The sequence below is a fragment of the Vibrio sp. OPT41 genome, assembly GCF_015163595.1.
Taxonomy (GTDB): domain Bacteria; phylum Pseudomonadota; class Gammaproteobacteria; order Enterobacterales; family Vibrionaceae; genus Vibrio; species Vibrio alginolyticus.
The window spans coordinates 335648-360693 of the sequence record NZ_JADDYH010000054.1 but is presented as its reverse complement, the minus strand read 5'-3'; the positions used below and the strand labels follow the sequence as shown (position 1 = coordinate 360693).

The following is a 25046-nucleotide window of genomic DNA, read 5'->3' as shown; positions in this document are numbered from 1 at the left end:
TCGGCTATTTATGGCTTGTTTGACGACCAATATTAATACCCATTCCGAGCAGTATCAGGAAAACTACCGCTCTATGGCGTCGCTTGTAGATCAACTTTATACCGTGACTGCGCAAATCGAAGATGGCGGCGGTGAGAAAGCCCGCGACCATCAGCAGAAGAAAGGTAAACTTCCGGTTCGTGAGCGCATTCTTGCCCTACTCGACCCTGGTTCATCCTTTCTAGAAATCGGTCAGTTTGCTGGCTGGGATGTGTATCCAGATTACGTTCCATGCGCGGGCGTAGTAGCGGGTGTTGGTGTGATTGATGACACCGAGTGCATGATCGTCGCGAACGACGTGACGGTAAAAGGCGGCAGTTACTACCCACTCACCGTGAAAAAGCACTTAAGAGCACAAGAAATTGCAGAAAAATGCCAACTGCCATGTGTTTACTTAGTCGACTCTGGCGGCGCTAACCTACCCCGCCAAGATGAGGTATTCCCAGATAAAGACCATTTTGGCCGTATTTTCTACAACCAAGCCCGTATGTCGGCCAAAGGCATTCCACAAATTGCGGTGGTCATGGGGCTATGTACCGCTGGCGGCGCTTATGTTCCTGCCATGTGCGACGTATCCATCATAGTCAAAGAACAAGGCACGATTTTTTTGGCAGGTCCACCTCTTGTAAAAGCAGCGACAGGTGAAGAAGTCAGCGCGGAAGATCTTGGAGGCGCAGACGTTCATTGTCGCACCTCTGGTGTGGCGGACTATTACGCAGAAAATGATCACCACGCGTTAGAGTTGGCAAGACAAGCCGTTTCTCAAATTAACCACTTGAAACCCGTTCAACTCAAGCAAAAAGCACCACAGGAACCACGTTTTCCTGCCCAAGAGCTGTACGGCATCGTCGGAACCGATCTCAAAAAGCCGTTTGATGTTAAAGAGGTCATTGCCCGAATTGTTGATGATTCCCAGTTCGATGAATTTAAAGCCCTGTTCGGCGAAACCTTGGTCTGTGGCTTTGCCCATATTCACGGTATGCCGATTGGCATTGTCGCTAACAACGGCATTCTATTTTCAGAATCAGCACAAAAAGGCGCGCATTTTATTGAGCTGTGCGCACAACGCAAAATTCCTCTGCTTTTCTTGCAGAATATAACGGGCTTTATGGTCGGTCAGAAGTACGAAGCCGAAGGCATCGCCAAACATGGTGCGAAAATGGTAACTGCTGTTGCGTGTGCAGACGTGCCGAAGTTTACCGTGGTTATTGGTGGATCGTATGGCGCAGGGAACTACGGCATGTGTGGCCGCGCTTATGATCCAACCATGATGTGGATGTGGCCAAACGCGCGCATCTCCGTCATGGGTGGAGAGCAAGCGGCTGGCGTGATGGCGCAAGTGACCCGCGATATCAAAACTCGCAAAGGTGAAAGCTGGAGCGTAGAGGAAGAAGAAGCGTTCAAACGTCCAATTGCGGAGCAATATCAGACTCAAAGCCATGCATACTACGCCAGTGCTCGTTTGTGGGACGACGGCATTATTGATCCCGCCAAAACCCGTGATGTTGTCGGCATTGCTCTGTCTGCTGCGCTTAATGCGCCAATATCAGACAGTAAATTTGGCATCTTCCGCATGTAGTCGGATGCAAGGCAAGCCTTAACTCCTCGCGAATACCGATGTTTATACAAGTAACGGTTAGCGAGTATTGGAATACAGACTGAAATGTCAGACAAAGGAAGTCACATGACCGGACTACTGCTCGAAAAAGACAACAATGGCGTTGCTTGGTTGAGCCTCAATCGACCAGAGAAACATAACGCGTTTAATGATGAATTAATTGCTTCACTTATCGAAATCTTGGAAAAACTTGATAGAGACGACTCTCTACGTGCATTGGTACTAACGGCCCAAGGTAAACACTTTTCTGCGGGTGCGGATCTTGGCTGGATGCAGTCAATGGCAACCAAAACCGAGGGTGAAAACCTGCAAGATGCACAGCAACTAGCAAAACTTTTGCATACGCTGGATACCTTTAGCACACCGACTATTGCTATGGTGCATGGCGCTGCATTTGGCGGCGCACTTGGGCTTATCTGCTGTTGCGATATCGCTATCGGTACACCTGAAAGTCGCTTCTGTTTGAGTGAAGTGAAGCTCGGTTTGTTACCCGCCACCATCGGACCTTACGTAATCCGAGCGATTGGACAAAGACAGAGCCGACGCTACTTTTTAACCGCGGAACTGATTGATGCCGAAACCGCGCTATCGATGAGTATTCTTCATCAGATAGACGCTCAACCACGTGAAGCCGTCAATCGCACCATTGATCACCTGCTCAACAACGGTCCACAAGCCATGCAGGCAGCAAAAACGCTCTGCTTACGTTGTGACAATCAACCTATCGAGCATTCATTAATTGAATACACCAGCCAAGCTATTGCAACCGCCCGCGTGTCCGCAGAAGGACAAGAAGGACTGAGTGCATTTTTTGAAAAGCGCGCCGCCAATTGGAGGAATCATGTTTAAAAGAATACTGATCGCAAACCGCGGTGAAATTGCCTGCCGAATCATTAAAACCGCAAAAAGCATGGCTATCGAGACGGTTGCCGTCTATTCCGAAGCGGATCGCAGCAGCTTACATGTTAAACAAGCGGATTTCGCTGAATTCATTGGCCCCGCTCCGGCGAGTGAATCGTATCTCGATATCGATGCGATTATCGGCGCTGCGAAAAAATGGCAAGCCGATGCTATCCACCCTGGGTATGGTTTTCTTTCCGAGAACCCGAAACTGGCGAAAGCGTGCAGCGAAAATGGCATTGTTTTTATTGGCCCTTCCACCAGCGCAATTGAAGCAATGGGTTCGAAGTCGCAAGCCAAAGCCATCATGTCTGAGGCGAACGTGCCCTTGGTTCCCGGCTATCACGGCACAGACAACAGCGTAGAGCACTTATTAGCGGAAGCGGAAAAAATCGGTTACCCAGTGATGCTTAAAGCAACACAAGGTGGCGGCGGTAAAGGCATGCGAGTGGTCAATAGCGCAGCCGAAATGCCTCTGGCCATCGACGGTGCGCAGCGTGAAGCACTTTCAAGCTTTGGCGATAAGCAGCTTCTAATCGAAAAATGTATATTGCAGCCTCGCCACGTTGAAGTTCAGGTATTTGCTGACCAACATGGCAACTGTGTCTATCTTTCTGATCGCGATTGCTCCATTCAACGCCGTCACCAAAAAGTAGTCGAAGAAGCACCAGCTCCCGGTCTTAGTGATGAACTGCGTAAACAAATGGGTGAAGCTGCGGTTCAGGCCGCTCAAGCGATCGACTATGTTGGCGCTGGCACGGTGGAGTTCTTACTCGATAGCCGAGGTCAATTCTACTTCATGGAGATGAACACCCGTCTGCAAGTTGAGCACCCTGTCACTGAATTGATCACCGGCGTTGATTTGGTGGAGTGGCAATTCAAAGTCGCAGCTGGCGAGCATTTACCTATTTCGCAATCTGAAATCACCCACGACGGCCATTCAATTGAGCTGCGAATTTACGCAGAAGATACAGACAATGACTTTATGCCGTCGACTGGCCGCATTGACTACTTAAAAGAACCCGTATCAGACAGTAATGTGCGCCTAGCGCGCGTACGCGTTGATAGTGGTGTTACCCAAGGCGATAGCATCAGCGAATATTACGATCCAATGATCAGCAAACTGATCGTCTGGGGGCAAACTCGTGATATCGCACTAAAGCAGCTTAAGCAGGCGTTAACTCAATATCACGTACGTGGAGTAACGACAAACATTGGTTATCTGCACAGTATTATTTCGCAGCCAGCCTTTGCCGAGATTGAGCTCGATACAGGTTTCCTCGTAACACATCAACAAGGCATAAATGAGCAGCAAGACGTGTCGGATTCAATCTGGCTTACATTGGCGGCGGTTGCTCACCGGAATGATCTCATTTCAAAATCAGACAGCTCAACGTTACCCGCGCCAACCAGACGAGGTTTTAGACTGTCAGTTGACAACGTTTACCGATTTAACTTCACGGATGCCAATGCCAACCATCAGGTACGTTTGCAACAATCATCGCAAGATACAGGATCTCACTTCACTGTCCGATGTGGTGAGGAGCTGCATCAGGTCATCCTGCTTGAAAGTGACAACCAGATTATCGTCGATATTGATAATGTGCGTTACACCTTTAATGCACTTAGCGATGAACAAAGAACAACACTATTTTATCTTGGTCAGCAGCGCACGTTCGCTCATCAACCTAACTTTGACTCTGCAAAAGATGTAGATGATGAACTAAGTCCAACCGCACCACTCAACGGCATAATTTCAGCAGTTATGGTGGCTAAAGGTGACGAAGTGGCGGCGGGCGATCCGCTTTTGGTACTCGAAGCAATGAAAATGGAATACACCATCACGGCTCCGGTCGCAGCAACAGTCGACGAATTGTTTTATCAGCACGGGGACCAAGTACAGCACGGTTCCATACTGCTGAATTTGTCTTTGATATCGGATAACGTCAGTGAAGATAAGGAGCGCGAATATGCTACCAGCGAAGGTTAATATCGTCGAAGTCGGCGCTCGTGATGGTCTGCAAAATGAAACGGCAGTGACGCTGGTTGATAAAATCCGTTTGATTAACCAACTAAGCAGCAGTGGCTTAAAGCATATTGAGGCGGGATCTTTCGTCTCTCCAAGGTGGGTGCCTCAAATGGCCGATTCCGATCAGGTGTTTGCTGGTATCTCAAAAAAGCCTGACGTGGTTTATAGCGCGCTCACACCAAATCTCGCAGGGTTAGAACGTGCGCTGGAAAGCGGTGTAAAGCGAATTGCGGTGTTTGGCTCCGCTTCAGAAACGTTCAGCCAGAAGAACATCAACTGCAGCATTACCGAAAGTCTCGCTCGATTTGAACCCGTTATCGAATTGGCGAACCAGCACAACATTCCTGTACGCGGGTACTTGTCTTGTACCATGGTGTGTCCATATGAGGGAGTAATCAAGCCAGAGCAAACTACCAAGGTCGCCAATACGTTGTTTGATATGGGATGTTATGAGATTTCGCTCGGTGATACTGTCGGTAAAGCAACGCCTAATCGCGTTGTCGCCATGCTGGATTCGTTGTTAACGCTACTACCAAAAGACGCGCTCGCAGTACATTTTCATGACACTTATGGACAAGCATTAGCCAATATCTACCAAGCCTTGTTAATGGGCATCAACACCATTGATAGCGCAGTAGCGGGGCTCGGCGGCTGCCCTTACGCGAAAGGAGCCAGTGGCAATGTTGCAACGGAAGATGTACTTTATCTGTGTGAGCAACTTGGGATTGAAACAGGCGTTGACCTTGGCGTCATCAATGAAGCGGGTTGGCAAATTTGCCGTGCGTTAGGAAAGTCTCCTGCTTCTAGGGTCGCATTAGCTCTGGGCGATCCGTATAGCTTGTAAATCATCAACAACCAATCAGGTAATGTATTTCATCGGGCATGCAGACGTACGTGCCCGTTTTTTATTGTTACTCATAAAAACCTTAACGCTCAACGGTCTTCATCACATTAATTAGTGTCTGATTTCAGCTACAATTTAGTTTCAAAGCGAACATATAAAACAGGATCAGGTAAATGCTCATAACATTTCGTTGTCGAAGCCACTCAAACGTCACAATGTTTGGTGATATTGCATTAGATATGCTCAAAATGATGGGTCACAGCGGCACGGTGCCGGGATCAATTTCCGCTCAAGATGTTCCTGACGCGCTATCAAGATTAACTTCTGCTCTATCTGCGAAAAATGCAGCTGAAGAAAACCTCCCTACTGATGTAGACGAAGAGGAAGAACAAGCAGAGCCCGCGGTAAGCCTAGGACGCAGAGCGTTTCCACTGATTGAGTTGCTAAAATCAGCAATCAAAGAAGAATGCGAAGTCATGTGGGACAACCAATAACGCCTTCAAACTGGTTTCTAGCGAGGTGAATCCGTGTTGTGACCGCCTCGCTATGGTTACTCGACACCAAGATAAGAACACCAATACCGCTTATCGCCCTATCCGTTTCTCTCCCTAGACAACTTGATTTGCCCATCAATGTGCACATCTCGTTGTGGAAACGCGATTTCAATGCCGTGCTTTTCGAAAGCTTCGTAGATTTCAAAACGCATGGCACTTGCGACCGAGCGAATACCGCCCTCAACCGTTGAGTTAATCCAAAAATAAGATTCGAAGATCAAAGCATTGTCACCAAAGTCTTGAAAAAACACATCTGGCGCTGGCGAACTCAGAACTTGCGCTTGCTGCGAAGTCACTTCCGCCATTAAGGCTGCAACCTGTTTGACATCGCTCCCATACGCGACACCGACGACGACCGAGCCACGAACTAATCTGTCGCATAACGTCCAGTTGATCACCACGTTCTCAATCAACTGACTGTTGGGTATGAGCATATGAACACCATCGGTTCGTCTGATTCTCGTTGAGCGTGTATTTATTTGCTCGACAGTGCCTTTGGCGCCCTCAACCTCTAAAAAGTCCCCAATTCGGATTGGCTTTTCACCAATCAAAATCCAGCCACTTATGAAGTTGTTAATGATGTTTTGCGCACCAAAACCGAAGCCGATAGCGATGGCACCAGACAGAAAGGCAAACGCGGTAATTGGCACATTTATCATCGAAAGTGTGGTCATAAAAATAATGGCGAGAGCGATGACAAATAATATCCGTTTAACCAAATGAATCACGTTTGGGTCTTTCCCCGATGAAGACATTCTTGACGTAACGGTTTTGATCAAAATTTTGGATAACCATAAAGCGACAATGACCCATGTCGGCACCATCAATATCGCCCACAACGTGATAGGTTGTTCGTTAAAGGTAAACAGTGTTGTTTCTAAAAATGAAATGACCCGTTCGAACATAAAGTGCTCACTCTTGATTCATCGTTGCCAGCAAGCCAGAGCGCATAAGTCTTATAATTTTAGCCCAATCGATAGCGCAAGCGGCTCAACTAAGTTCTTCTTATTAACTATATTGTAATCTACGTAAAACGCTTCGAGTGGTTTCCCACTTTGGCTTCAACCGATTAAGCCATTTAGGGAGCACGTCTTTGTGAACTAAACGAGCCAATCAACCAACTGGATACGCAAGGCAAATCAGTGATAACTTTCTGATTTTTAAGCGTCAAATTTTCACTTCGAATCACTCTCACTTATTATTATGCACCTTATTGCAATTTATATTGATGGAATGATTGTTATGTCAGAACTGACTCGGATGCGCTCTGGAGAAACCTATAATTGTCTGGATGAAGAACTAAAGCTAATGCGCGCCAAAACTGCGCAGCTTGTCTTCCAGTTTAACCACGAACCAAACCCAGATATCCGTAGACAACTATTGGCGGAAATGGGCGTCCAATTAAAAAATAGCGCCTGTATAGAGCCACCGCTACAACTTACCTACGGTTGTCACTTGTCCATCGGAGAAAACACCTACATCAACTGGGATGCCATTATTCTGGACAATGGACAGGTTGAGGTTGGCGCGAACGTCATGATTGGGCCTAGAGTGCAAATTTACACAGCCGCTCATTCACTCGATACGCAAAGACGCTTAGCCGGAGATGAGATCGCCAAACCGGTAAAAATTGGCAATAACGTTTGGATTGGTGGGGGCGCAATCATACTGCCAGGCGTGACCATTGGCGATGAGGCCGTCGTCGGCGCTGGCTCTGTCATAACCAAAGACGTTGCGCCGGGCGATCGAGTCGTTGGAAATCCGGCGCGCTCCATTAAACCAAAAAACTGAAGAAAGTCGCTATTTCGCCAAATGATCGCGAATAATGTTGGCAAGCAGATTGAGAGCATGAACGTATTTGTCATTGAGCTCAAAAGAAGCGTTAAGACGAATACAGTGATCGTATTGTTCTGTCAGGCTGAACATCTTTCCCGGTGCGATGCTGATATTACCTTTTAGCGCTTCTCGATATATCTGCAAGCCGTCGATATGCTTGGGAAGCTCTAACCAAATAAAGTACCCGCCGCTTTGGCTTAACACGTTGACTTCTTCAGGTAACAGCTCATTAAGCAGATCCGTCATCTTACTTTTACGTTCAAACAGCTTTTTCCGTAACTGCTTCAAATGCGATTCATAATTGCGGCTTGTTAAATAGTGCACCAATGTCATTTGCACTGGTGCACTCGTCGCTAATGTACTCATTAACTGTAACTTTTGTACCTCTAGCGCCCGCTTTCCCGCCGCAACCCAACCAATACGTAGCCCTGCGATTAATGATTTTGAAAACGAGGAGCACAACATGGTATTGCCCGTGTCATCAAACATTCTTAGTGGATAAACCGAGTCATTCCCTGCATGCAGTTCGCTGTACACATCATCTTCAATTACTGGCACGTTATATCGCTGTGTCAGTTCAATCAGCTTTTGTTTTTTCTCGTTGGAGAGCGTAAAACCCAGAGGATTCTGGAAGTTCGACATAAGCCAGCACGCTTTCACATCGTGTGTTTGCAGCGCTCGTTCCAATGAGTCTAGGTCAATACCCGTGACTGGGTCTGTTCTTACTGAGAGCGCTTTCAAACCTAACCGCTCTAAGGATTGCAATGCGCCATAGAAGGCAGGCGACTCCACAACCACCCAATCTCCCGGTCTTGTACAAGCTTGCAAACTGAGCGTTAACGCCTCCAGCGCGCCTGCCGTAATGACAATTTCATCGGGTGAAATTTCAATGCCTTTCGCAGCATAACGCTTCGCGATGATGGTGCGTAATTGTTCGTTTCCCGGCGGTAAGTTATCAAAGGTGGTGGAAATCGGCATATTGCGAGCGGCTGCGCTCATCGCCCGATTCACGTGATAGCGTGGGTACAAACTTGGGTCTGGATAGGCAAAGCCAAAATTGATCATGGATGGATTTTTACTCGCCTGCAGAACATCAAAGATAAACTCATTGATGTCTACCTGCTCTGTCCACGAAACCGCGGCTGGCGCTTGGGGTTCATTTGAGCTCTTAATATTGGGCGCGACTCGATAACCAGATCGCGGCTGTGACGTTACCCAGCCTTGAGATTCCAGAATTTGATACGCGTGCAACACCGTCATCAAGCTCAAACCCGAGTGTTCAGATTGGCGACGCAGCGAAGGCAGCTTGTCACCCGGATGCCATATCCCCGATTTTATCTGCCTTTTAAGCTGTTCCACTAACTCTTGATACTTCGCCAAACGCAAATCCCCTTCCCTAAAGCCGAATTCAAAATAATAACACTTCAATATTTAATCTGTTATAGGTTTATAGTCACTGTCTGTACCTACTTCCCTCATTCCGCTCCTCTTAAAATAGCTCTCTCATAAAACTTAAAAGATCAAAGGAAGTTTAATGTTTGGCCTCGACGCATTTATGCTTGCACGGATACAGTTCGCCTTTACGGTATCCTTTCATATTATTTTCCCCGCTATCACCATAGGTTTGGCCACCTATCTCGCCGTGCTGGAAGGCTTATGGCTAAAAACACGCAATCCCGATTACCAAAAGCTCTATCACTTCTGGTCGAAAATTTTTGCGGTTAACTTTGGAATGGGTGTTGTATCTGGTCTTGTCATGGCCTATCAATTCGGCACCAACTGGAGTGGTTTCTCCGACTTCGCTGGTTCTATCACTGGCCCATTACTGACTTATGAAGTGTTAACGGCTTTCTTTCTCGAAGCCGGATTTCTTGGCGTAATGCTGTTTGGGTGGCGTCGCGTCGGCGAAAAGCTGCACTTTTTTGCAACCTCGATGGTGGCGTTAGGCACGATCATTTCGACGTTCTGGATTCTCGCCTCCAACAGTTGGATGCAAACGCCACAAGGCTATGAAATTGTCGACGGACGTGTGGTGCCAACTGACTGGTTTGCTATCGTTTTCAATCCTTCATTTCCTTATCGTTTGGCGCACATGAGCGTCGCAGCTTTTGTCAGTTCAGCACTCTTTGTAGGCGCGTCAGCCGCTTGGCATTTATTGAGAGGCAATCAATCGACTTCGGTAAAAACCATGTTTTCGATGTCGCTCGGGATCTTAGTGTTCCTTGCGCCACTCCAAGCCGTGATTGGCGATGTGCATGGGCTAAACACTCTGGAACACCAGCCCGCCAAAATCGCTGCCATCGAAGGACATTGGGATAACAGCGATGGCAAACCAACCCCATTGATATTGTTCGGCATGCCAAACATGGAACAAGAACGCACAGACTATGCCTTAGAAATTCCTGTTTTAGGAAGTTTGATCCTACGCCACAGTTTAACTGAGCCAATCCCGGCGCTGAAAGACTTCCCGAAAGAGGAACGACCGAACTCACCTATCGTCTTTTGGTCATTTCGAATCATGGTCGGGCTAGGACTTCTGATGATTTTTCAAAGCTTCTACAGCATATGGTTACGAAAAAAGAACACGCTTTATACTTCGCGTTGGTTCCTCAAGTTTTCATTGTTTATGGGGCCATCTGGTCTTATCGCAATACTCGCTGGCTGGTTTACGACAGAGGTTGGTCGGCAACCTTGGGTCGTGTATGGCGTACAAAAAACGCGTGATGCGGTTTCTGCACACGGAGACCTACAAATGAGCATCAGCCTGCTGTGTTTCCTTGTTGTGTACAGCTTGGTGTTTGGTTTTGGGTATTACTACATGATCCACCAAATCAAGAAAGGCCCCGATGCAATCGAGCACGATGAGCACGACATGACGACCGTTTCAGGCCGCATCTAGAATTTGTCACAAAGTTAAGGTAGAGAATATGCATTTTGATTTATCCGTGATTTGGTTCGCGATCATCGTTTTTGCCACTTTGATGTACATCATCATGGACGGCTTCGATTTGGGTATTGGAATACTGATGCCCTTCATCAAGGATGAAAAACAAAAAGACGTCATGGTCAACAGTGTCGCGCCAGTTTGGGACGGTAACGAAACTTGGATTGTGCTTGGAGGCGCATCTCTATTTGGCGCTTTTCCGATGGCTTACGCGGTGATTATTGAAGCGCTAACCATCCCTTTAACGTTGATGTTGATTGCTTTGATCTTTCGTGGAGTCGCATTTGAGTTTCGCTTTAAAGCATTGGAAAGCCACTTAAAGTTCTGGGATCGCTCTTTTATGGTCGGATCGATTTTAACCACGTTTTTCCAAGGCATCGTTGTTGGCGCGGTAATTCAAGGCTTTGCGGTGGAAAACCGCGTCTTCGTAGGTAGCCAACTAGACTGGCTTACCCCTTTTCCCATCTTTTGCGGTTTGGGTTTAGTCGCAACGTACGCGCTGCTCGGTAGCACATGGCTCATCATGAAGACGGAAGGTGCACTGCAAAACACGATGTACCGCTTCACTAATAAAACACTACTGGCGATGATCTCCGCATTAGTCATTGTGAGCGCTTGGACTCCACTTGCTTACCCTACCATTGCGGAAAGATGGTTTTCTCTGCCGAATTTGTTCTACTTACTGCCCGTACCAGTCATTACTGGACTGGTATGTTTGAAGATTGCTGACTCCGTTAAAAAGCGTAAAGAGCGCAGCCCTTTCGTGATGGCGCTAGTGATCGTGATTCTCGGGTTCGCAGGGCTTGGCATCAGTATCTGGCCAAATATCATTCCTCCTAGCATATCAATATGGGAAGCAGCGGCTCCTGCAAGCAGTCAGCGCTTTATGCTCGTTGGAGCGGTGATCATCATCCCGATCATTCTGGCTTACACCTTTTGGAGTTATTACGTCTTCTCTGGAAAAGTGAAAGAAGACGAAGCGTACCATTAACGAGTTGATAAGGAGTGAGTATGAAAGTCAAAAATTGGTGCCGCCAATGGGCGTGGATGGTTGGAATTTGGGTCGTTAGCGTCGCTGCATTAGGGTTAGTGTCTATGTTATTTCGCGTCATGATGACCGCTGCAGGGTTAAAATCTTAGCGCGGCATTTTTAAGTCAATAAAAAATGGATGCCTCTAGATCTTGTGTAAGAGCTAGAGGCGTTGAACCTAATACTCAATCTTAATGAAAAAGCCAAGCGTTAAGAATCTACTCAAAACATTCTTTCATAAGTCTACATTGCCTGAAGTCGTTCATGCATGCTTACGAGATCAAAAGGTTCAAGCTTTTTCGCAATGCTCAGTAATGCTTCCTTTTTATCTTGCGGTAAACTTTGAAACTTCGACTCTAAACGTAAATCCACTTTGCTAAAAAGTAGCTTTCTAATTTGACTAGCTTTTGCCTTTGATAATTGCAATCCATCATTATCGGAGGTTTCAATTATCATGATAATTCTTGCTAAATCACTGAATTCATCATCAGAGCATAAATAAAGTGATTGTTTGTATAAATAGCCAACCGAAATTTCAAAATCAATATTAAGCGCTTGAATCTGACTGACAATGTTTTCACTCATATCACTTTGAGAAGCAGAGTTGATACAATCATCAAATCGCCTTTCAAATGTAACAAATCGATTATTGAGCTCGTCCAACATAGTTGTATCTTTTGCGAATGATTCTATAGGTAAAACCAATAAGAACATTGGCAGTAGGTATTTTTTCAGCGACCGGCTATTCACAATCAAGTCCTTCTTCTAAAAAACTTTCATGCGGTGTTGGTGCAAGTGTTGCTTTCAAATTCAAGTCCATTAAACTCGCCAAATGGCTTTCATTAAACTCTGATAGCTTTTGCAGCTTTAGACTGGCTTCATTAAACTCTTGGTAGAACTTATCAGGTTGAGGTATCACGACTGTTTTTATGTTTGCTCGTGTTGCCGCAAGCATACCCGAATAAGAGTCTTCAAAGGCAATACAGTTACTTGAATCTACACCTAGTTTATTGATTGTTGAAAGGTAGACATCTGGCTCTGGCTTACCCTGCTCTACATCGTCTGACGATGATATCGCGTCAAAGTAACTGGCAATACCGAGTTTGTTCAAAATGATGGGAATGAGTTGATAAGGTGAATTAGTAGACAACCCTATCTTAAACCCTTTTTCCTTAAGCAATTTGAGTGTTTCTGTAACACCCTCTAATTCGCATCCTTTTTCAATTATTAATGCCTCCACTTTATCCACAACAGCATTCTCTACTTCCTCTAGGCTCTTTTCTTGCCAAGGATTACGTTCATACCAAAACCTTGTTACTTCACCTGTCGTCATAGTTGCAGTCTGCTTTGACAGCACTTCGGTCACTTGGACACCAACTGATGAAAACACCTGCTTTTCCGCTTCCTTCCACAAAGGTTCTGAATCAATCAGCAACCCGTCCATATCAAAGACCGCAGCGTATATCATTGGTACATCCTCAGTAAGTTCTATTCGTTGAGTAAGATTTGTCTATTCAACCAAAGCATAGCTTTGCATATAACGAGTGAGAGTATCACATTTGCCTGTGGCTATCAGAGCCAATTCGATGACTCATCTTTAAGCCTCTACATGACCGATGTGCATGGCTACTTTTAACGCTTGTTTATTGAGATTAGATGCCTCCCAAGCAACAACAACACGACTAGTGAGAGGGATATCATCAATCTCGGCGACTGTCGCGGAATCATCGAGATGTTCAGCCAGTGAGCGCGGTACGAGAGCGATACCTAACCCGGCCTGCGCCATGGCAATCGTCGTACGAAGTTGCGGTGCTGCGAACTGTGGTTCGAGCCTTACTCCTGCGTCGGCAAAAAGTGTGCTCATGCCATCAAACAATGCGGGTCCCGTCTCTCGTGGAAACAGTAAAATTTTATGGCCTCTCAACTGTTTCATCTGGATACAGGGATATTTTGCCAGTTCGTGGCCCGCCGGAATCACTGCGACAAACGGGTCGTTAAACAACACCTTATGCTCAAAAGGCTCACTGGCGTAACAGGGTAGCCGCATGATTGCGAGATCAAGTTGTTTGCTTTTTAACTGAGTGGCAAGCTCTGGCATTGATAGTTCCGCCGTCTGTAAATGAACCCCATTCTCTTGAATACGCCCAATCCTCTCCAATACCTTAATGCAGGTTGATGTTGACGTCGCGAACCCAATTTTAACCTGCGTATTTTCACCACGGGCAATCTGTCGGGCTTTTGCTTTAGCGCGTTCCACATCAGCAAGAATATTTACCGCATCCAAATAAAAGACTTGCCCTGCATGGGTCAGTTCTACTCCTCTAGACAAGCGCTTAAATAAGTCCACGCCAAGCTCGTGCTCTAGCTTTTTGATTTGTTGACTCAAAGGAGGTTGCGCAATCCCTAACTGTTCAGCTGCTCGGGTAAAGTGACGAGTCTCGGCGACCGCGACAAAATACTTCAGGTAGCGAAATTCCATATATTTTCCATATCAAAATAAATCTTTTTTATATTGGATTTAGCACCGTGTAGAAGTCAATCTAAATATACTCTTCATTGCATAACTGGTCTTACTCATGCGTGGATTTTATAACCCTCTATGCGCTTGTTCGCTTGAAGTAGCGAAAGAATTTTCTGAATACCATCATGTTACCGGAGATGGTGAGATTTATCAGACTTCGTTAATGAGTGCTTTGATCGCTGGTGTTTACGAAGGCTCGACAACCATAGAAGAACTGCTGAAACATGGGGATTTTGGTTTAGGTACGTTCAATGAATTGGATGGTGAGTTGATTGCGTTTGATAAGGAAGTTTTTCAACTCAAGTCGGATGGCTCCGCAAACCCGGCAGACCTGGCGCAAAAAACGCCCTTTGCTGTCATGACTTTTTTTAAGCCTGATATCGAGCTGCCACTGACATCGCGCATGTCACGTCATGAAGTCCATAGCCTCATAGACGACCTGGTTCCAAGCGATAACCTATTTTGCGCAGTGCGCATTGATGGCGTTTTCGATTCAGTTCGTACTCGTACCGTACCTAAACAAACACGCCCTTATCGGCCAATGCTTGAAGTGGTCAAAGAACAACCAACATTCCGCTTCACGCATAAGCAAGGCGTGGTCGCCGGCTTTCGCAGTCCTAAATACACGACTGGCATTAATGTGCCCGGCTATCACGAACACTTTATTACCGATGACCGCCAAGGAGGTGGTCATATCCAGGATTACAGCATTTCGTCAGGGTTCCTCCAGATTGGCAAAGTCTCACGGCTAGTGATTGATACCCCAGTATCGACAGACTTCCTCAACGCCAATTTGGCTCCGGAAGATATAAATACCGCCATAGAAAAGGCGGAAAAGTAACAAAGTCAGGCAAATAATAAGGACAACAAATGCAATCCAAACCTTCAAATAAAAATGGAGCTCAGTTGATCGCTCAACAGCTAGAGTCTCTCGGCATTAAGTACATTTTCGGTATTCCTGGTGCAAAAATCGATCGACTGTTCGATGCGATTGAAGACACTAACATCCAAATGATTCCGGTACGTCACGAGGCTAACGGCGCGTTTATGGCTGGCGTTATGGGAAGACTAACCGGTAAAGCAGGCGTCACAATGGTTACGTCAGGCCCAGGCTGTGGAAATCTAGTTACGGGGGTGGCAACAGCAAACTCCGAAGGCGATCCGCTGATTGCTATCGGTGGCGCGGTGAAACGAACTGACCAGCAAAAACAAACACACCAGAGCATGGATACCGTCAGTATTTTTCGCTCTATAACCAAGTTCAGTGCTGAAGTGCAGCATGTGGACGCCGCAAGCGAGATCATGGCGAACGCATTTCGTATCGCAGAGTCAGGTCGCCCTGGGGCTTGCTTTTTGAGTCTCCCCCAAGATGTTTTATCCGAGGAAACCCAAACGGACATTATTGTCCCCTCGCCTTACACACAGCCTGGTTGCGCAGACATCGCAGCAATCGAAGAAGCGGTCAGTCGAATCAGTAAAGCAAAGCGCTGTGTGGTTTTACTTGGCCTTCACGCGAGCCGCAGTCAAAACGCTGCTGCTATCGCTCGGTTTCTTCAAAATACGCAGCTACCCGTTGTCGGCACTTACCAGGCCGCCGGCACGGTAGACATCAATTACTATCATCACTTTGCTGGGCGTGTCGGTTTGTTTAATAACCAACCTGGCGATGTTTTACTGCGGGACGCCGATTTAATTCTCACCATCGGCTTTAGCCCAATAGAGTATGACCCTGAGCTTTGGAACAGCCACCGCAACCCAGTGATTCACCTCGATATTGAACCAGCAGAATACCAACTTAATTATCAGCCTTGTGTTGAAATCGTCGGAAACATTGCGCAGTCATTAGACAAGATGGGCAGCTATATCTCTGAATATGCTCGCCTTTCCCCAACGGCACTTTCAGTACTGGAAGAGGTAGCACTGCAACGGCAAGTGATCAAAACCTATCCCAATGTCTATAACAAGCAAGGATTTCATCCACTGGCGCTAATAAAAGCTATGCAATCTATCATCACACCGGATACCACGCTATGCCTTGATATGGGGAGCTTCCACATCTGGATCGCTCGTTACTTAAGCTGTTTTCGAGCTCGCCAAATGCTGGTGTCTAACGGCCAACAAACGATGGGCGTTGCACTACCATGGGCCATTGGTGCCAGCCTACTAAAACCTGGTAGCAAAGTGGTATCGATATCAGGAGACGGCGGTTTTATGCAATCGAGCATGGAGTTAGAAACCGCGGTTAGACTGAACTGCAATATCGTCCATATTGTGTGGGTTGATAACGCCTACAACATGGTAGAAATGCAAGAGATCAACAAATATCAGCGCTGCTCTGGTGTGAAATTTGGACCAATTGATTTCAAGGCCTACGCCGAATCATTTGGCGCGAAAGGCTTCGCAGTGACTAGTCAACACGAATTGCTACCGACATTGAATAAAGCCATGGACGTTGAAGGGCCAGCAGTGGTGGCTATCCCCGTAGATTACAGCGACAACGACAAACTGATGTTGCCGCGCACAGAGAAAAATCAAGATCCCGTTTTTGTAGGTTTCGAAGGAGAAATCGCATGAGAGGATTAAAAAATAAAGTCGCACTCGTGACTGGCTCTGCCAATGGCATTGGTTTGGCCATCGCAAAACGTTTGTATGAAGAAGGCGCAAACGTCGCTCTTGCCGATTGGAATGAAGAGCAGTTGGCAAACGCCGTTGAGGGCTTTGATAAACAGCGTGTGTCTGCGCATTCTATTGATGTTTCTGACCCAGACAAAGTCGCAGCACTGATTTCTGGTGTTGTTACCCGTTTCGGTAAACTGGATATTTTAGTAAACAATGCTGGCGTACATGTCCCTGGTTCCGTGATTGAAGGTAGTGTGGAAGACTGGAAGAAGATCTCTGGTGTAAACATTGATGGTGTTGTTTATTGCGCGAAGTTTGCTTTGCCTGAACTCTTAAAAACGAAAGGTTGTATGGTAAATACCGCGTCCGTTTCCGGTTTGGGTGGCGACTGGGGTGCCGCATTCTATTGCGCGAGTAAAGGCGCAGTGGTGAACCTTACCCGAGCGATGGCATTGGACCATGGTGCGGATGGGGTAAGAATTAACGCCGTATGCCCAAGCTTAGTAAAAACCAACATGACGAACGGCTGGCTGCAGGAAATCCGCGATAAATTCAATGAGCGCATTGCGCTTGGCCGAGCAGCCGAACCTGAAGAAATTGCGTCTGTCGTGACTTTCTTGGCAAGTGATGACGCATCTTTCATTAATGGCGTAAACCTACCTGTAGACGGCGGTGCCACCGCATCAGATGGTCAACCTAAAATAGTATAAGCATTAACACTGACTGAGCAGAATTTTTAACTGTAAGGTATCCACGCCAAAAAAGAGCCGAGTTTGTACTCGGCTCTTGTGTGTCTGTTCTTAAGCCTGCGACGTTGCTAAACCTGCCGACGCGCCGCCTAATAACACATGATTAAACTCCATTCGAGATTCTTGGGCTTGTTCAGACAGTTCTTGCTTCTTCTGTTGAGCCAACTCAAGCGCTTCGGTTAGTTGCTGTAGCTCTGCTTGCATCTCTTCTGGTAAATGATGGTCCGAAAATCCAGATTCACAGCTGTGTTCTAAGGCAAATGCGCGAATTCTCTTACGCATGCTCATCAGGGCCGCCATTGCTTCGCGCTCTTCTTCAGCCGCCTGTTGAGCTAAGTCTTTAAAGCGCTCAAATTTCGCCAAAGCCATTCCCTCTGTTGACCAAGGGTCAATTTCCGGCAGTTCTTCAATGTTAATGGTTGGCTCTTCGTATTCTGCTTGATGTTTAATATCTAGGCTCGCCGCGCGAACAAAGGACACCATCAACATCACCGAGATAACTAACAACGGTAAACCGCCCACGATCGCAGCGGTTTGTAATGTCGATAAACCTCCCATGAACATTAGAACGGTTGGCAGAAAAGACAAAGTAAACGCCCAGAACAAACGGTTCCAGCGCATCGGTTCTTCCGTCACATCATTTTGAACCACAGACGCAAGAATGTACGAGATAGAGTCAAACGAAGTCGCCGTAAAAATGATACACAATAGTGTAAAAACACCAATAACGATTGGCCCTAACGGTAATGTGTCTAACGTTGCAAAAATAGCCGCTGGCGCGCCTGATTCGTTGAGGATTGCGATGACATCAAGCTCACCCGTCAATTGCAACGATAAACCATAGTTACCTAAAACAATGAAGAATAAGAAACAACCTAAAGAACCGTAAAATATAGAACCTACGACCATCTGTTTGATCGTTCTTCCACGCGAGATACGCGCAACAAACAATCCCATACAAGGAGCAAAGACTAACCACCATGCCCAGTAGAAAATAGTCCAGTCTTGCGGGAAGTGTGTATCTGTAAACTCACCATAACCACCAAACGGCTCCGCCCAGGTAGCCATAACAAAGAAGTTAGACAACATACGACCAATAGAATCTAAGCCTGTTTCTAACATGAACACGGTTGGCCCAAGGGCGAGTACAAAGAGTAACAAGCCCATCGCACCCCAGAAGTTAATGTTACTAAGGAATTTGATCCCCTTCTCAAGCCCTGCATACGCGGAGTAACCAAAAATCGCAGTACAGAGAAGTAATACAGCCACTTGGCTGAAGGTATTGTTTGGAAGACCGAAGATATGATGTAGACCACCGTTGATAAGAGGCGCTGCTAAGCCAAGCGTAGTCGCCGCGCCACCCAACATACCAAAAATAAACAGCACATCAATAAACTTGCCAATACCACCGTTTGCGCGCTTTTTTCCTAATACAGGCATTAACGCACTAGAGATTTTCAAAACAGGTTGTTTGCGTACATAAAAGAAGTAAGCGATAGGCAGAGCAGGAATAAGGTAAATTGACCAAGCGATCGGTCCCCAGTGAAACAGACCATAAGTCGCGGCCCAGCGAATGGCTTCTTCACTGCCTGCTTCCAACTGAAATGGTGGTGATTGATAGTAGTATGCCCACTCGATACACCCCCAATACAGAATACTTGCGCCAATACCTCCACAAAATAGCATTGCAGCCCATGAGGCGTTACCAAATTCTGGTTGCTCGTCGGCTTCACCAAGTTTGATTTGGCCAAGATCGCTGAACACGGTGTAAATCATAAAACACATTGCTGCGATACCCAGTGCGAGGTATAACACACCAAGCTTATCGGTCATGAAAAATTTGGCCGAAGCTATCCAATCCGCACCTTGTGTGGGAAATAAAATTAAGGGTATAACGACGCTGAGTAAAAGAAAGAGTGAGCCTAAGAAGGTAGGCTTATCGATGAGAGAAAATGATTTGTCCATATTATATATCCTTATGTTTTCAAAGGACATGATCTACACTTCTCACAACTTCGCCAATTCACAACACTTATCGTTACCACAAGAATAATTGTCTTTAAAAGATGCATTATGTGACGCTGATTTTGTATTCATTATTTGATGCCATAGCGTTTAAATACGGCAACTTTTCTGCCACACCATCCAGCGCTCTCTACCTTTAAAAACCTCAACAATGTTTGCCACCACTGAGGCTTCCACAAGCTTAAACGTCGGTTCTAGATAACCCTCCAACTCCCCACTTCGCAAACAAAATGGAGGGAAGCGAGAGTGGTACTTATCATCTATAACGAAATAACCAATTAACAAACCGTCTCTTGGCAGCAATTTATCCACCATAGCAAAGTAATCTGGCCACTGGTCTCTCGGTAGTTCAGCGAGAAAGGATTGATTTTGGCGCAACATGGATGGATGCAGAACTCGCAGCCCCAGCCAATGACAGCGCTTGGCAGACGTTCAACGCCAAAGTGACATTCCCCAAAGCGGGCTACTACGAAGTTTGGGCAAAAGCGACTGATGACCAAGAGGTGGGCCAACCTTTTGCTATCGCATGGAACCCGAAAGGTTACCTCAACAACACCTTCCACCGAATCGCGCTGATTGTTAAGGGTTAAACATGAAGGGGGAATAACAGTGAAAGCAACATTCTTAAATAAGCGGGTTTTCCCGCTCTCGTTTACTTTTCTCGCGCTGTTAAGTTACTCAGCCTTAGCAAACACTGACGAGTTGATAGCCGCAGGCGAACAGCAAGCGATGGTGTGTAAAGCTTGTCACCAGTTTGAAAAATGGAGGAAGTGTTTGTGGGGCCGCCGCCTCTTTGGGGCTTAGCAGAGCGTGATATTGCCGGCGTCAATTACAGCGAAGCCATCAAACAGCATCAAGGTCAATGGGACGCAGAAAAACTGGATGCTTTTTTTGGCGTCACCACCGGAGTTTGCTCCGGGCACAAACATGGTCTTTCCCGGCGTAAAAGACCCGGGTGCGTGAGCCGCAATCATTGCATGGCTAGCAACCCAAAACCCTACGCCACCAGATTGGAATACTGTTTCATCTGAAGTGGAGGTCAAATCAGCTGGTGATGGGATATTAGCGCCAGGAGAGAATATGGAACTCGTCGCGGCAGTCTGCTCAGCCTGTCATTCGTTACACATGGTCACACAACAATGACTAAGCCATTCTGAAATACCTTTCGACCTATTATGGGGGGTAACTCCCGCCTTTAAAACTAACGCTTATTGATATTTTACATACGTATTCTTCCTATGTGAGTATCCCCTCAACAGGAATAGATTGAAGTAACCTCTGTTATTTCACAGTATGTATCGATGAGGTTTAAAAGATTGAAGGCAGAAGAGTTTTTTGACAACCATTACCTTTCTATTTGGGTTTTTCTTGTTGGCGTGGCAGTCATTACCTTGATTATGATGGGAGGCGGCATTGCAGTAACGTTGCTGGCAATATTGATTGACCAGTCGTCTGAGCACTTAACTACTGATACTTTCTTGGCTCTAAACTTTTCTTTTGCTGGGGTCATGACTCTACTGCTTGTTATCCCAAACATGATGATTGTTAGAGGCAAACCTAAAGCGGCAGAAATCAACTTAATCAATATTTACTTTCAGTTCCTTGTTTACGCTCTTGGCCTATTCCTTCTTGAAGATGAACATAAACTTTTTTTTGTTAGTTTTGTACTTTTTCCTATTATCGGTCTCTGGCTCATGGCATCGACCAAATATCATACATTTGTGACTTACTTTTCAGCGATTAAAAAAGAACCAGACAGTTTCCGCGAATACTTTCTAAAGAATTCTCATTGACGACTAACGTTTCTGCCACACCATCCATTGCTCTCTGCCTTTAAAAACCTCAACACTGTTTGCCACCACTGAGGACTTCACAAGTTCAAACGTGGGCTCTAGAAAAGCTGCCAACTCCCCACTTCGCAAACAAAATGGAGGGAAGCGTGATAGGTAATTATCATCAATGACGAAAAAACCAATTAGAAAACCTCCGCTTGGCAATAATTTATCCACCATCGAAAAGTATTCTGACCACATATCTCTCGGTAGTGCTGCGAGAAAGGCCCGCTCGTAAATGACATCAAACGAGTGAGAAAAATCGGCATTAAATACATCACCCAATACGACTTTATCTTTGTAGTTACCTAACGTTGATTGCGCCATTTTTACCGCTTCTTGGCTGTAATCCATCGCGATCACGTCATGCCCATATTGAATAAAAGTGCTCAGTTCATAAGCGGCACCACACCCAGGAATAAACACTGACTGGCCTACATGAAGTGAATTGTCGAGATAATCCTTGAGTTCTTGAGGTGTCGATTGGGCATCCCAAGGCATAGTGCCTCGGATAAACAAATCATCCCAGAATTGTGTGTTAATCATTGGTGCCTGTTTCATTTACCCGCTCCCTGATTGCGGTAGTAAAAAATAAAGGGATACGCAGCGCAATGTGATATCCCTTTTCTAGCCTTTTGTCTGACGTTGTTAGTTTTTTATGACAACCACTTTCTACTGCACTTATGCCACCAATGAGTTAACTGCGAAGATCATTGATTAACGGCTGCTCCGCTTGGTTCGGTACAAACTGGACATTGCCTTTCAGTTTAGTGACAGACTGGAGTGTTGCTTGAATGTCCTCTGCTGATACATGCACATCATGACAACAGAAAGTAATGGCATCGTTGAAGCCATCGCGCTCAATTTTCAAGGAGCCTTTAATATCGTGGCGACGACAGACTTCTTGGATCTGATGCGGATAAACAAACAGCCCTTTTACTTTCACCGCGGAGTCTGCTCGTCCCATCCAGCCCTTAATTCGTGCATTCGTGCGTGAAGAATCAGAACTTGTCTCTAGATATGCCGATAAATCTCCCGTTGCGTAGCGAATCAGCGGGAACTTCTCATCAAGCGAGGTTACAACGACTTCACCGACTTCTCCCGGTTGTACAGGAACACCATCAGGATCAACGATTTCAACAATAATATCTTCGGCAATCACTAATCCTTGTTCACCAGACACTTGATAAGCAATCAAACCAAGCTCTGCACTTGCGTAGGCTTGAAAGACTGCAATGCCTTTTTCCTCAAACATCTGTTCCATGTCTGCTGTAACCGCTTCACCAGAGACCAGAGCTTTCTCAAAGCTAGGCAGCTCATTGTATTTCTCTTGGTACTTTTGTAGCAACGTCAGCAAATACGAAGGTGTGCCAGTGTAACCATTAGGTTGAAGCTGTTTAATTGCCTCTATTTGCGCTTCGGTATTGCCTACTCCAGCCGGAAATACCGCACAGCCACAAGCCCTTGCGCCACCATCCATAATAAATCCGCCAGGAGAGAAATGGTAAGAGAGCGTGTTATGCACTAAATCACCCGCACAGAACCCAGCAGCGTGAAACGCGCGCCCCATACGCCAGAAATCGGCCTCATCCGTTTGAGCCTCATACAACGGCCCAGGAGATTGGAATACGCGCGCCATTTGACCAATGGCAACGCTATTTAAGCCACCAAACGGCGGTTTAAGTTGCTGCTGATTAGGTACATTGAACTTACGTGTAATCGGGAACTGAGCAAGCCCTTCACGATTGTTTGCCAATGTAGGATCTAACTCAGAAAAATGCGCTGCGTAATGTTCGCTATTGGCTTTCGAATTCTCAATCAGTGCTGGCAAACGTTGAAACAGCGACTCTTCTCGCGCCTGTAGAGACAACGATTCTTTCGCATCAAATAGTTCGTTCATCCTTGCTCCTTACAACCAACGCTTACGACGTTTGTAAGATTTCAGATTCTTAAAGCTCTTGCGATCTTCATCGCCGCCGCCAAGGTAGAATTCTTTTACGTCTTCATTGTTTAGCAATTCGTGCTTGCTGCCATCTAGTACGATTTTGCCTGATTCCATGATGTAACCGTAATCGGCCGCTTGAAGAGCGAAGTTGGCATTCTGTTCAACCAAAAGCATGGTAATGCCTTGCTCTTTGTTGATCTTGTTAATAATGCTGAATACTTCTTTAACTAGCAGCGGAGAAAGCCCCATAGACGGTTCGTCCAACAAAATCATCTTCGGTCGAGCCATTAACGCTCGGCCAATCGCTAACATTTGTTGCTCACCGCCAGACAAATAGCCCGCCAGGCCAGTGCGCTCTTTGAGTCGCGGGAAATAGTCAAACACCATTTCGATGTCTTGTTCAACTTCGTTGTCAGTGCGTGTATAAGCGCCTAAGCGAAGATTTTCTATTACCGTCATATCTTCAACAATTCGGCGCCCTTCCATAACTTGGAAGATGCCCGAACGGACGATCTCTTCCGGGCTTTTGTTGTCTATACGCTCGCCCATGAAGTTGATTTCGCCGCGCGTCACTTCACCATCTTCGGTTTTCAATAAACCAGAAATGGCTTTCAACGTTGTGGATTTACCCGCACCGTTGGCGCCCAGTAAGGTCACAATCTGCCCTTTTGGAACTTCTAAACTCACACCGCGAAGTACTAGTATTACTTCGTCGTAGACGACTTCAATGTTGTTCACTGAAAGCAGTATTTCTGCCGGTTCGATATTCGTTGCTAATTCAGCCATCAAGCTACTCCTTGCTAGGGTGAGAGTGTTCTCTCACCCATCCTTATTTTCAGTAAGCTTTGTTATTAATAAGTCGTAGATTAGTAACCTAGCCAATCGTCACGACGTGACAATGTCACCTGAGATACTTTCTTAATATCAACTGCGCCGCCATCGTTGTTGCCCATAAAGACGTTCACGGTTGTTGTGCCTCGGTGATCTTCCGGTTTCCAGTTCGCAGGGACACAAACACCTTCTAAGCCTTGTGGTACCCAGTTGTCATGGACATACATGCCCTTCTTGATGTTTTCACCTGTGATACCACCGTTGTCTTTCGCCCACTCCATTGCTTCTTTCATATAGAACGCAGAACAAATACCGCGAATGTAATGGTGAGTTCTGAATTCGCCCGGCTCTGATTCAGACTGCTTAGAAATCTCACGAACCAGCTTCATGCCTTCGTTATCGTCTCCCCAAAACGCCGTCATACCTGGGAAAACGTAATCTTTAAGGCCATCGCCTGCTGCTTCAAGCACTGGCTTGTCGCCGCCCCAAATGTTTGCCATGTACTGGAACTCTGTCCCAACCGTGTTACAAGACTTCACTAGTGAGATAACCGAGCTACCGATATTGGCAATGTAACCGTAGTTGGTGCCTGACTCTTTCAGCGACAAACATTGCGCTTTGAAGTCCCCTGGTTTTAGTGACACAACGACTGGGTTTTGCACATCAAAACCAAGCTCTTTGGCGTACTCTGCACACGCTTCTTTTGGCGCATTCGGGAATGGATGGTTAT

Annotated in this window: 24 protein-coding genes and 2 pseudogenes; 15 read left to right on the top strand and 11 right to left on the bottom strand. The window is 46.3% G+C overall.

Features of this window, described 5'->3' with window-relative positions; genetic code table 11:
• The first annotated feature begins 10 nt into the window (after nt 1-10).
• The 5 genes from IQP38_RS20380 (at nt 11) to IQP38_RS20360 (ending at nt 5924) form a co-directional block, all read left to right on the top strand.
• On the top strand, nt 11-1618 hold the full coding sequence (locus IQP38_RS20380; RefSeq protein ID WP_171343164.1) for a carboxyl transferase domain-containing protein: 1608 nt from the start codon (nt 11-13) through the stop codon (nt 1616-1618).
• 105 nt (nt 1619-1723) lie between these two features.
• The gene (locus IQP38_RS20375; RefSeq protein ID WP_169628738.1) at nt 1724-2506 is read left to right on the top strand and encodes an enoyl-CoA hydratase-related protein; all 783 of its coding nucleotides are present in this window, start codon (nt 1724-1726) and stop codon (nt 2504-2506) included.
• A complete protein-coding gene (locus IQP38_RS20370; RefSeq protein WP_171343163.1) occupies nt 2499-4547 on the top strand; it encodes an acetyl/propionyl/methylcrotonyl-CoA carboxylase subunit alpha in 2049 nt (682 codons plus the stop codon). Before IQP38_RS20375 ends, IQP38_RS20370 begins: the two co-directional genes overlap by 8 nt.
• On the top strand, nt 4528-5430 hold the full coding sequence (locus IQP38_RS20365; RefSeq protein ID WP_171343162.1) for a hydroxymethylglutaryl-CoA lyase: 903 nt from the start codon (nt 4528-4530) through the stop codon (nt 5428-5430). Before IQP38_RS20370 ends, IQP38_RS20365 begins: the two co-directional genes overlap by 20 nt.
• A 173-nt stretch (nt 5431-5603) precedes the next feature.
• Entirely contained in the window at nt 5604-5924 is a 321-nt protein-coding gene (locus tag IQP38_RS20360; RefSeq protein ID WP_005373256.1) for a DUF1840 domain-containing protein, read from the top strand.
• A 98-nt stretch (nt 5925-6022) separates the two neighbouring features.
• On the opposite strand, the gene IQP38_RS20355 is transcribed toward IQP38_RS20360, so the two are convergent.
• Nucleotides 6023-6889, bottom strand: coding sequence for a mechanosensitive ion channel family protein (locus IQP38_RS20355; protein WP_005373258.1), 867 nt, complete (start codon nt 6887-6889; stop codon nt 6023-6025).
• Between the two features lie 337 nt (nt 6890-7226).
• Between IQP38_RS20355 and IQP38_RS20350 the strand changes: the two genes are divergently transcribed.
• Nucleotides 7227-7775 carry a sugar O-acetyltransferase gene (locus IQP38_RS20350; protein ID WP_193837961.1) on the top strand — a complete coding sequence of 183 codons (549 nt, stop codon included), beginning with the start codon at nt 7227-7229 and terminating at the stop codon, nt 7773-7775.
• A gap of 9 nt (nt 7776-7784) precedes the next feature.
• On the opposite strand, the gene IQP38_RS20345 is transcribed toward IQP38_RS20350, so the two are convergent.
• A complete protein-coding gene (locus IQP38_RS20345) occupies nt 7785-9200 on the bottom strand; it encodes a PLP-dependent aminotransferase family protein (protein ID WP_193837960.1) in 1416 nt (471 codons plus the stop codon).
• A 154-nt stretch (nt 9201-9354) separates the two neighbouring features.
• Between IQP38_RS20345 and IQP38_RS20340 the strand changes: the two genes are divergently transcribed.
• Genes IQP38_RS20340 through IQP38_RS20330 form a run of 3 tightly spaced genes read left to right on the top strand, consistent with a single transcriptional unit; the run spans nt 9355 to nt 11904 of the window.
• A complete protein-coding gene (locus tag IQP38_RS20340) occupies nt 9355-10719 on the top strand; it encodes a cytochrome ubiquinol oxidase subunit I (RefSeq protein WP_193837959.1) in 1365 nt (454 codons plus the stop codon).
• Between the two features lie 28 nt (nt 10720-10747).
• The gene (gene cydB / locus IQP38_RS20335; RefSeq protein ID WP_033906439.1) at nt 10748-11755 is read left to right on the top strand and encodes a cytochrome d ubiquinol oxidase subunit II; all 1008 of its coding nucleotides are present in this window, start codon (nt 10748-10750) and stop codon (nt 11753-11755) included.
• 20 nt (nt 11756-11775) lie between these two features.
• Nucleotides 11776-11904, top strand: a complete 129-nt coding sequence (locus IQP38_RS20330; protein WP_017447407.1) for a DUF2474 domain-containing protein — start codon at nt 11776-11778, stop codon at nt 11902-11904.
• A 133-nt stretch (nt 11905-12037) separates the two neighbouring features.
• Here IQP38_RS20330 and IQP38_RS20325 read toward each other — a convergent pair whose 3' ends face one another.
• The 3 genes from IQP38_RS20325 to IQP38_RS20315 all read right to left on the bottom strand — a co-directional run bounded on the left by IQP38_RS20325 (nt 12038) and on the right by IQP38_RS20315 (nt 14273).
• Nucleotides 12038-12544 carry a hypothetical protein gene (locus tag IQP38_RS20325; protein ID WP_054574663.1) on the bottom strand — a complete coding sequence of 169 codons (507 nt, stop codon included), beginning with the start codon at nt 12542-12544 and terminating at the stop codon, nt 12038-12040.
• Nucleotides 12537-13262, bottom strand: coding sequence for a hexitol phosphatase HxpB (gene hxpB, locus IQP38_RS20320; RefSeq protein WP_054574664.1), 726 nt, complete (start codon nt 13260-13262; stop codon nt 12537-12539). The genes IQP38_RS20325 and hxpB overlap by 8 nt, the downstream gene beginning before the upstream one ends.
• Nucleotides 13263-13391: 129 nt before the next feature.
• The gene (locus IQP38_RS20315) at nt 13392-14273 is read right to left on the bottom strand and encodes a LysR family transcriptional regulator (protein ID WP_193837958.1); all 882 of its coding nucleotides are present in this window, start codon (nt 14271-14273) and stop codon (nt 13392-13394) included.
• A gap of 97 nt (nt 14274-14370) precedes the next feature.
• On the opposite strand from IQP38_RS20315, the gene budA reads away from it, so the two are divergent.
• Genes budA through IQP38_RS20300 form a run of 3 tightly spaced genes read left to right on the top strand, consistent with a single transcriptional unit; the run spans nt 14371 to nt 17644 of the window.
• Entirely contained in the window at nt 14371-15156 is a 786-nt protein-coding gene (gene budA / locus IQP38_RS20310; RefSeq protein ID WP_053304714.1) for an acetolactate decarboxylase, read from the top strand.
• 29 nt (nt 15157-15185) lie between these two features.
• Nucleotides 15186-16889 carry an acetolactate synthase AlsS gene (gene alsS / locus IQP38_RS20305; RefSeq protein ID WP_170890149.1) on the top strand — a complete coding sequence of 568 codons (1704 nt, stop codon included), beginning with the start codon at nt 15186-15188 and terminating at the stop codon, nt 16887-16889.
• Entirely contained in the window at nt 16886-17644 is a 759-nt protein-coding gene (locus IQP38_RS20300) for an SDR family NAD(P)-dependent oxidoreductase (RefSeq protein ID WP_170890150.1), read from the top strand. The genes alsS and IQP38_RS20300 overlap by 4 nt, the downstream gene beginning before the upstream one ends.
• Before the next feature lie 90 nt (nt 17645-17734).
• Here the strand turns inward: IQP38_RS20300 and IQP38_RS20295 are convergent, their stop codons facing one another.
• Nucleotides 17735-19648, bottom strand: coding sequence for a BCCT family transporter (locus tag IQP38_RS20295; protein ID WP_193837957.1), 1914 nt, complete (start codon nt 19646-19648; stop codon nt 17735-17737).
• Between the two features lie 150 nt (nt 19649-19798).
• A complete protein-coding gene (locus IQP38_RS20290; RefSeq protein ID WP_193837956.1) occupies nt 19799-20089 on the bottom strand; it encodes a hypothetical protein in 291 nt (96 codons plus the stop codon).
• On the opposite strand from IQP38_RS20290, the pseudogene IQP38_RS20285 reads away from it, so the two are divergent.
• The 3 genes and pseudogenes from IQP38_RS20285 to IQP38_RS20280 all read left to right on the top strand — a co-directional run.
• A pseudogene (locus IQP38_RS20285) lies at nt 20074-20298 on the top strand (molybdopterin containing oxidoreductase); the annotation flags it as partial. The gene IQP38_RS20290 and the pseudogene IQP38_RS20285 overlap by 16 nt on opposite strands.
• A gap of 76 nt (nt 20299-20374) precedes the next feature.
• Nucleotides 20375-20848: pseudogene (locus tag IQP38_RS26690) on the top strand (c-type cytochrome); the annotation flags it as partial.
• A gap of 176 nt (nt 20849-21024) precedes the next feature.
• Nucleotides 21025-21501 (top strand): hypothetical protein, encoded by a 477-nt coding sequence (locus tag IQP38_RS20280; RefSeq protein ID WP_193837955.1) that lies wholly within the window; start codon nt 21025-21027, stop codon nt 21499-21501.
• 3 nt (nt 21502-21504) lie between these two features.
• On the opposite strand, the gene IQP38_RS20275 is transcribed toward IQP38_RS20280, so the two are convergent.
• The 4 genes from IQP38_RS20275 to IQP38_RS26685 all read right to left on the bottom strand — a co-directional run.
• Nucleotides 21505-22101, bottom strand: a complete 597-nt coding sequence (locus IQP38_RS20275; RefSeq protein WP_193837954.1) for a methyltransferase domain-containing protein — start codon at nt 22099-22101, stop codon at nt 21505-21507.
• A gap of 136 nt (nt 22102-22237) precedes the next feature.
• Nucleotides 22238-23440: a phenylacetate--CoA ligase family protein gene (locus IQP38_RS20270; RefSeq protein WP_033906431.1), complete on the bottom strand. Its 1203-nt coding sequence runs from the start codon at nt 23438-23440 to the stop codon at nt 22238-22240.
• Between the two features lie 9 nt (nt 23441-23449).
• Nucleotides 23450-24271: an ABC transporter ATP-binding protein gene (locus IQP38_RS20265; RefSeq protein ID WP_005373283.1), complete on the bottom strand. Its 822-nt coding sequence runs from the start codon at nt 24269-24271 to the stop codon at nt 23450-23452.
• 80 nt (nt 24272-24351) lie between these two features.
• On the bottom strand, nt 24352-25046 hold a 695-nt coding region (locus tag IQP38_RS26685), incomplete at its 5' end, for an ABC transporter substrate-binding protein (protein WP_228010137.1).

Excerpts from the sequence above, each read along its gene's own strand:
- IQP38_RS20380 (WP_171343164.1), top strand. The coding sequence starts at position 11 with ATGGCTTGTTTGACGACCAATATTAATACCCATTCCGAGCAGTATCAG.
- IQP38_RS20365 (WP_171343162.1), top strand. The coding sequence starts at position 4,528 with ATGCTACCAGCGAAGGTTAATATCGTCGAAGTCGGCGCTCGTGATGGT.
- IQP38_RS20355 (WP_005373258.1), bottom strand. The coding sequence starts at position 6,889 with ATGTTCGAACGGGTCATTTCATTTTTAGAAACAACACTGTTTACCTTT.
- budA (WP_053304714.1), top strand. The coding sequence starts at position 14,371 with ATGCGTGGATTTTATAACCCTCTATGCGCTTGTTCGCTTGAAGTAGCG.
- IQP38_RS20360 (WP_005373256.1), top strand. The coding sequence starts at position 5,604 with ATGCTCATAACATTTCGTTGTCGAAGCCACTCAAACGTCACAATGTTT.
- hxpB (WP_054574664.1), bottom strand. The coding sequence starts at position 13,262 with ATGATATACGCTGCGGTCTTTGATATGGACGGGTTGCTGATTGATTCA.
- IQP38_RS20330 (WP_017447407.1), top strand. The coding sequence starts at position 11,776 with ATGAAAGTCAAAAATTGGTGCCGCCAATGGGCGTGGATGGTTGGAATT.
- IQP38_RS20290 (WP_193837956.1), bottom strand. The coding sequence starts at position 20,089 with ATGTTGCGCCAAAATCAATCCTTTCTCGCTGAACTACCGAGAGACCAG.
- IQP38_RS20270 (WP_033906431.1), bottom strand. The coding sequence starts at position 23,440 with ATGAACGAACTATTTGATGCGAAAGAATCGTTGTCTCTACAGGCGCGA.
- cydB (WP_033906439.1), top strand. The coding sequence starts at position 10,748 with ATGCATTTTGATTTATCCGTGATTTGGTTCGCGATCATCGTTTTTGCC.
- IQP38_RS20295 (WP_193837957.1), bottom strand. The coding sequence starts at position 19,648 with ATGGACAAATCATTTTCTCTCATCGATAAGCCTACCTTCTTAGGCTCA.
- IQP38_RS20265 (WP_005373283.1), bottom strand. The coding sequence starts at position 24,271 with ATGGCTGAATTAGCAACGAATATCGAACCGGCAGAAATACTGCTTTCA.
- alsS (WP_170890149.1), top strand. The coding sequence starts at position 15,186 with ATGCAATCCAAACCTTCAAATAAAAATGGAGCTCAGTTGATCGCTCAA.
- IQP38_RS20340 (WP_193837959.1), top strand. The coding sequence starts at position 9,355 with ATGTTTGGCCTCGACGCATTTATGCTTGCACGGATACAGTTCGCCTTT.
- IQP38_RS20275 (WP_193837954.1), bottom strand. The coding sequence starts at position 22,101 with ATGAAACAGGCACCAATGATTAACACACAATTCTGGGATGATTTGTTT.
- IQP38_RS20375 (WP_169628738.1), top strand. The coding sequence starts at position 1,724 with ATGACCGGACTACTGCTCGAAAAAGACAACAATGGCGTTGCTTGGTTG.
- IQP38_RS20300 (WP_170890150.1), top strand. The coding sequence starts at position 16,886 with ATGAGAGGATTAAAAAATAAAGTCGCACTCGTGACTGGCTCTGCCAAT.
- IQP38_RS20315 (WP_193837958.1), bottom strand. The coding sequence starts at position 14,273 with ATGGAATTTCGCTACCTGAAGTATTTTGTCGCGGTCGCCGAGACTCGT.
- IQP38_RS20350 (WP_193837961.1), top strand. The coding sequence starts at position 7,227 with ATGTCAGAACTGACTCGGATGCGCTCTGGAGAAACCTATAATTGTCTG.
- IQP38_RS20370 (WP_171343163.1), top strand. The coding sequence starts at position 2,499 with ATGTTTAAAAGAATACTGATCGCAAACCGCGGTGAAATTGCCTGCCGA.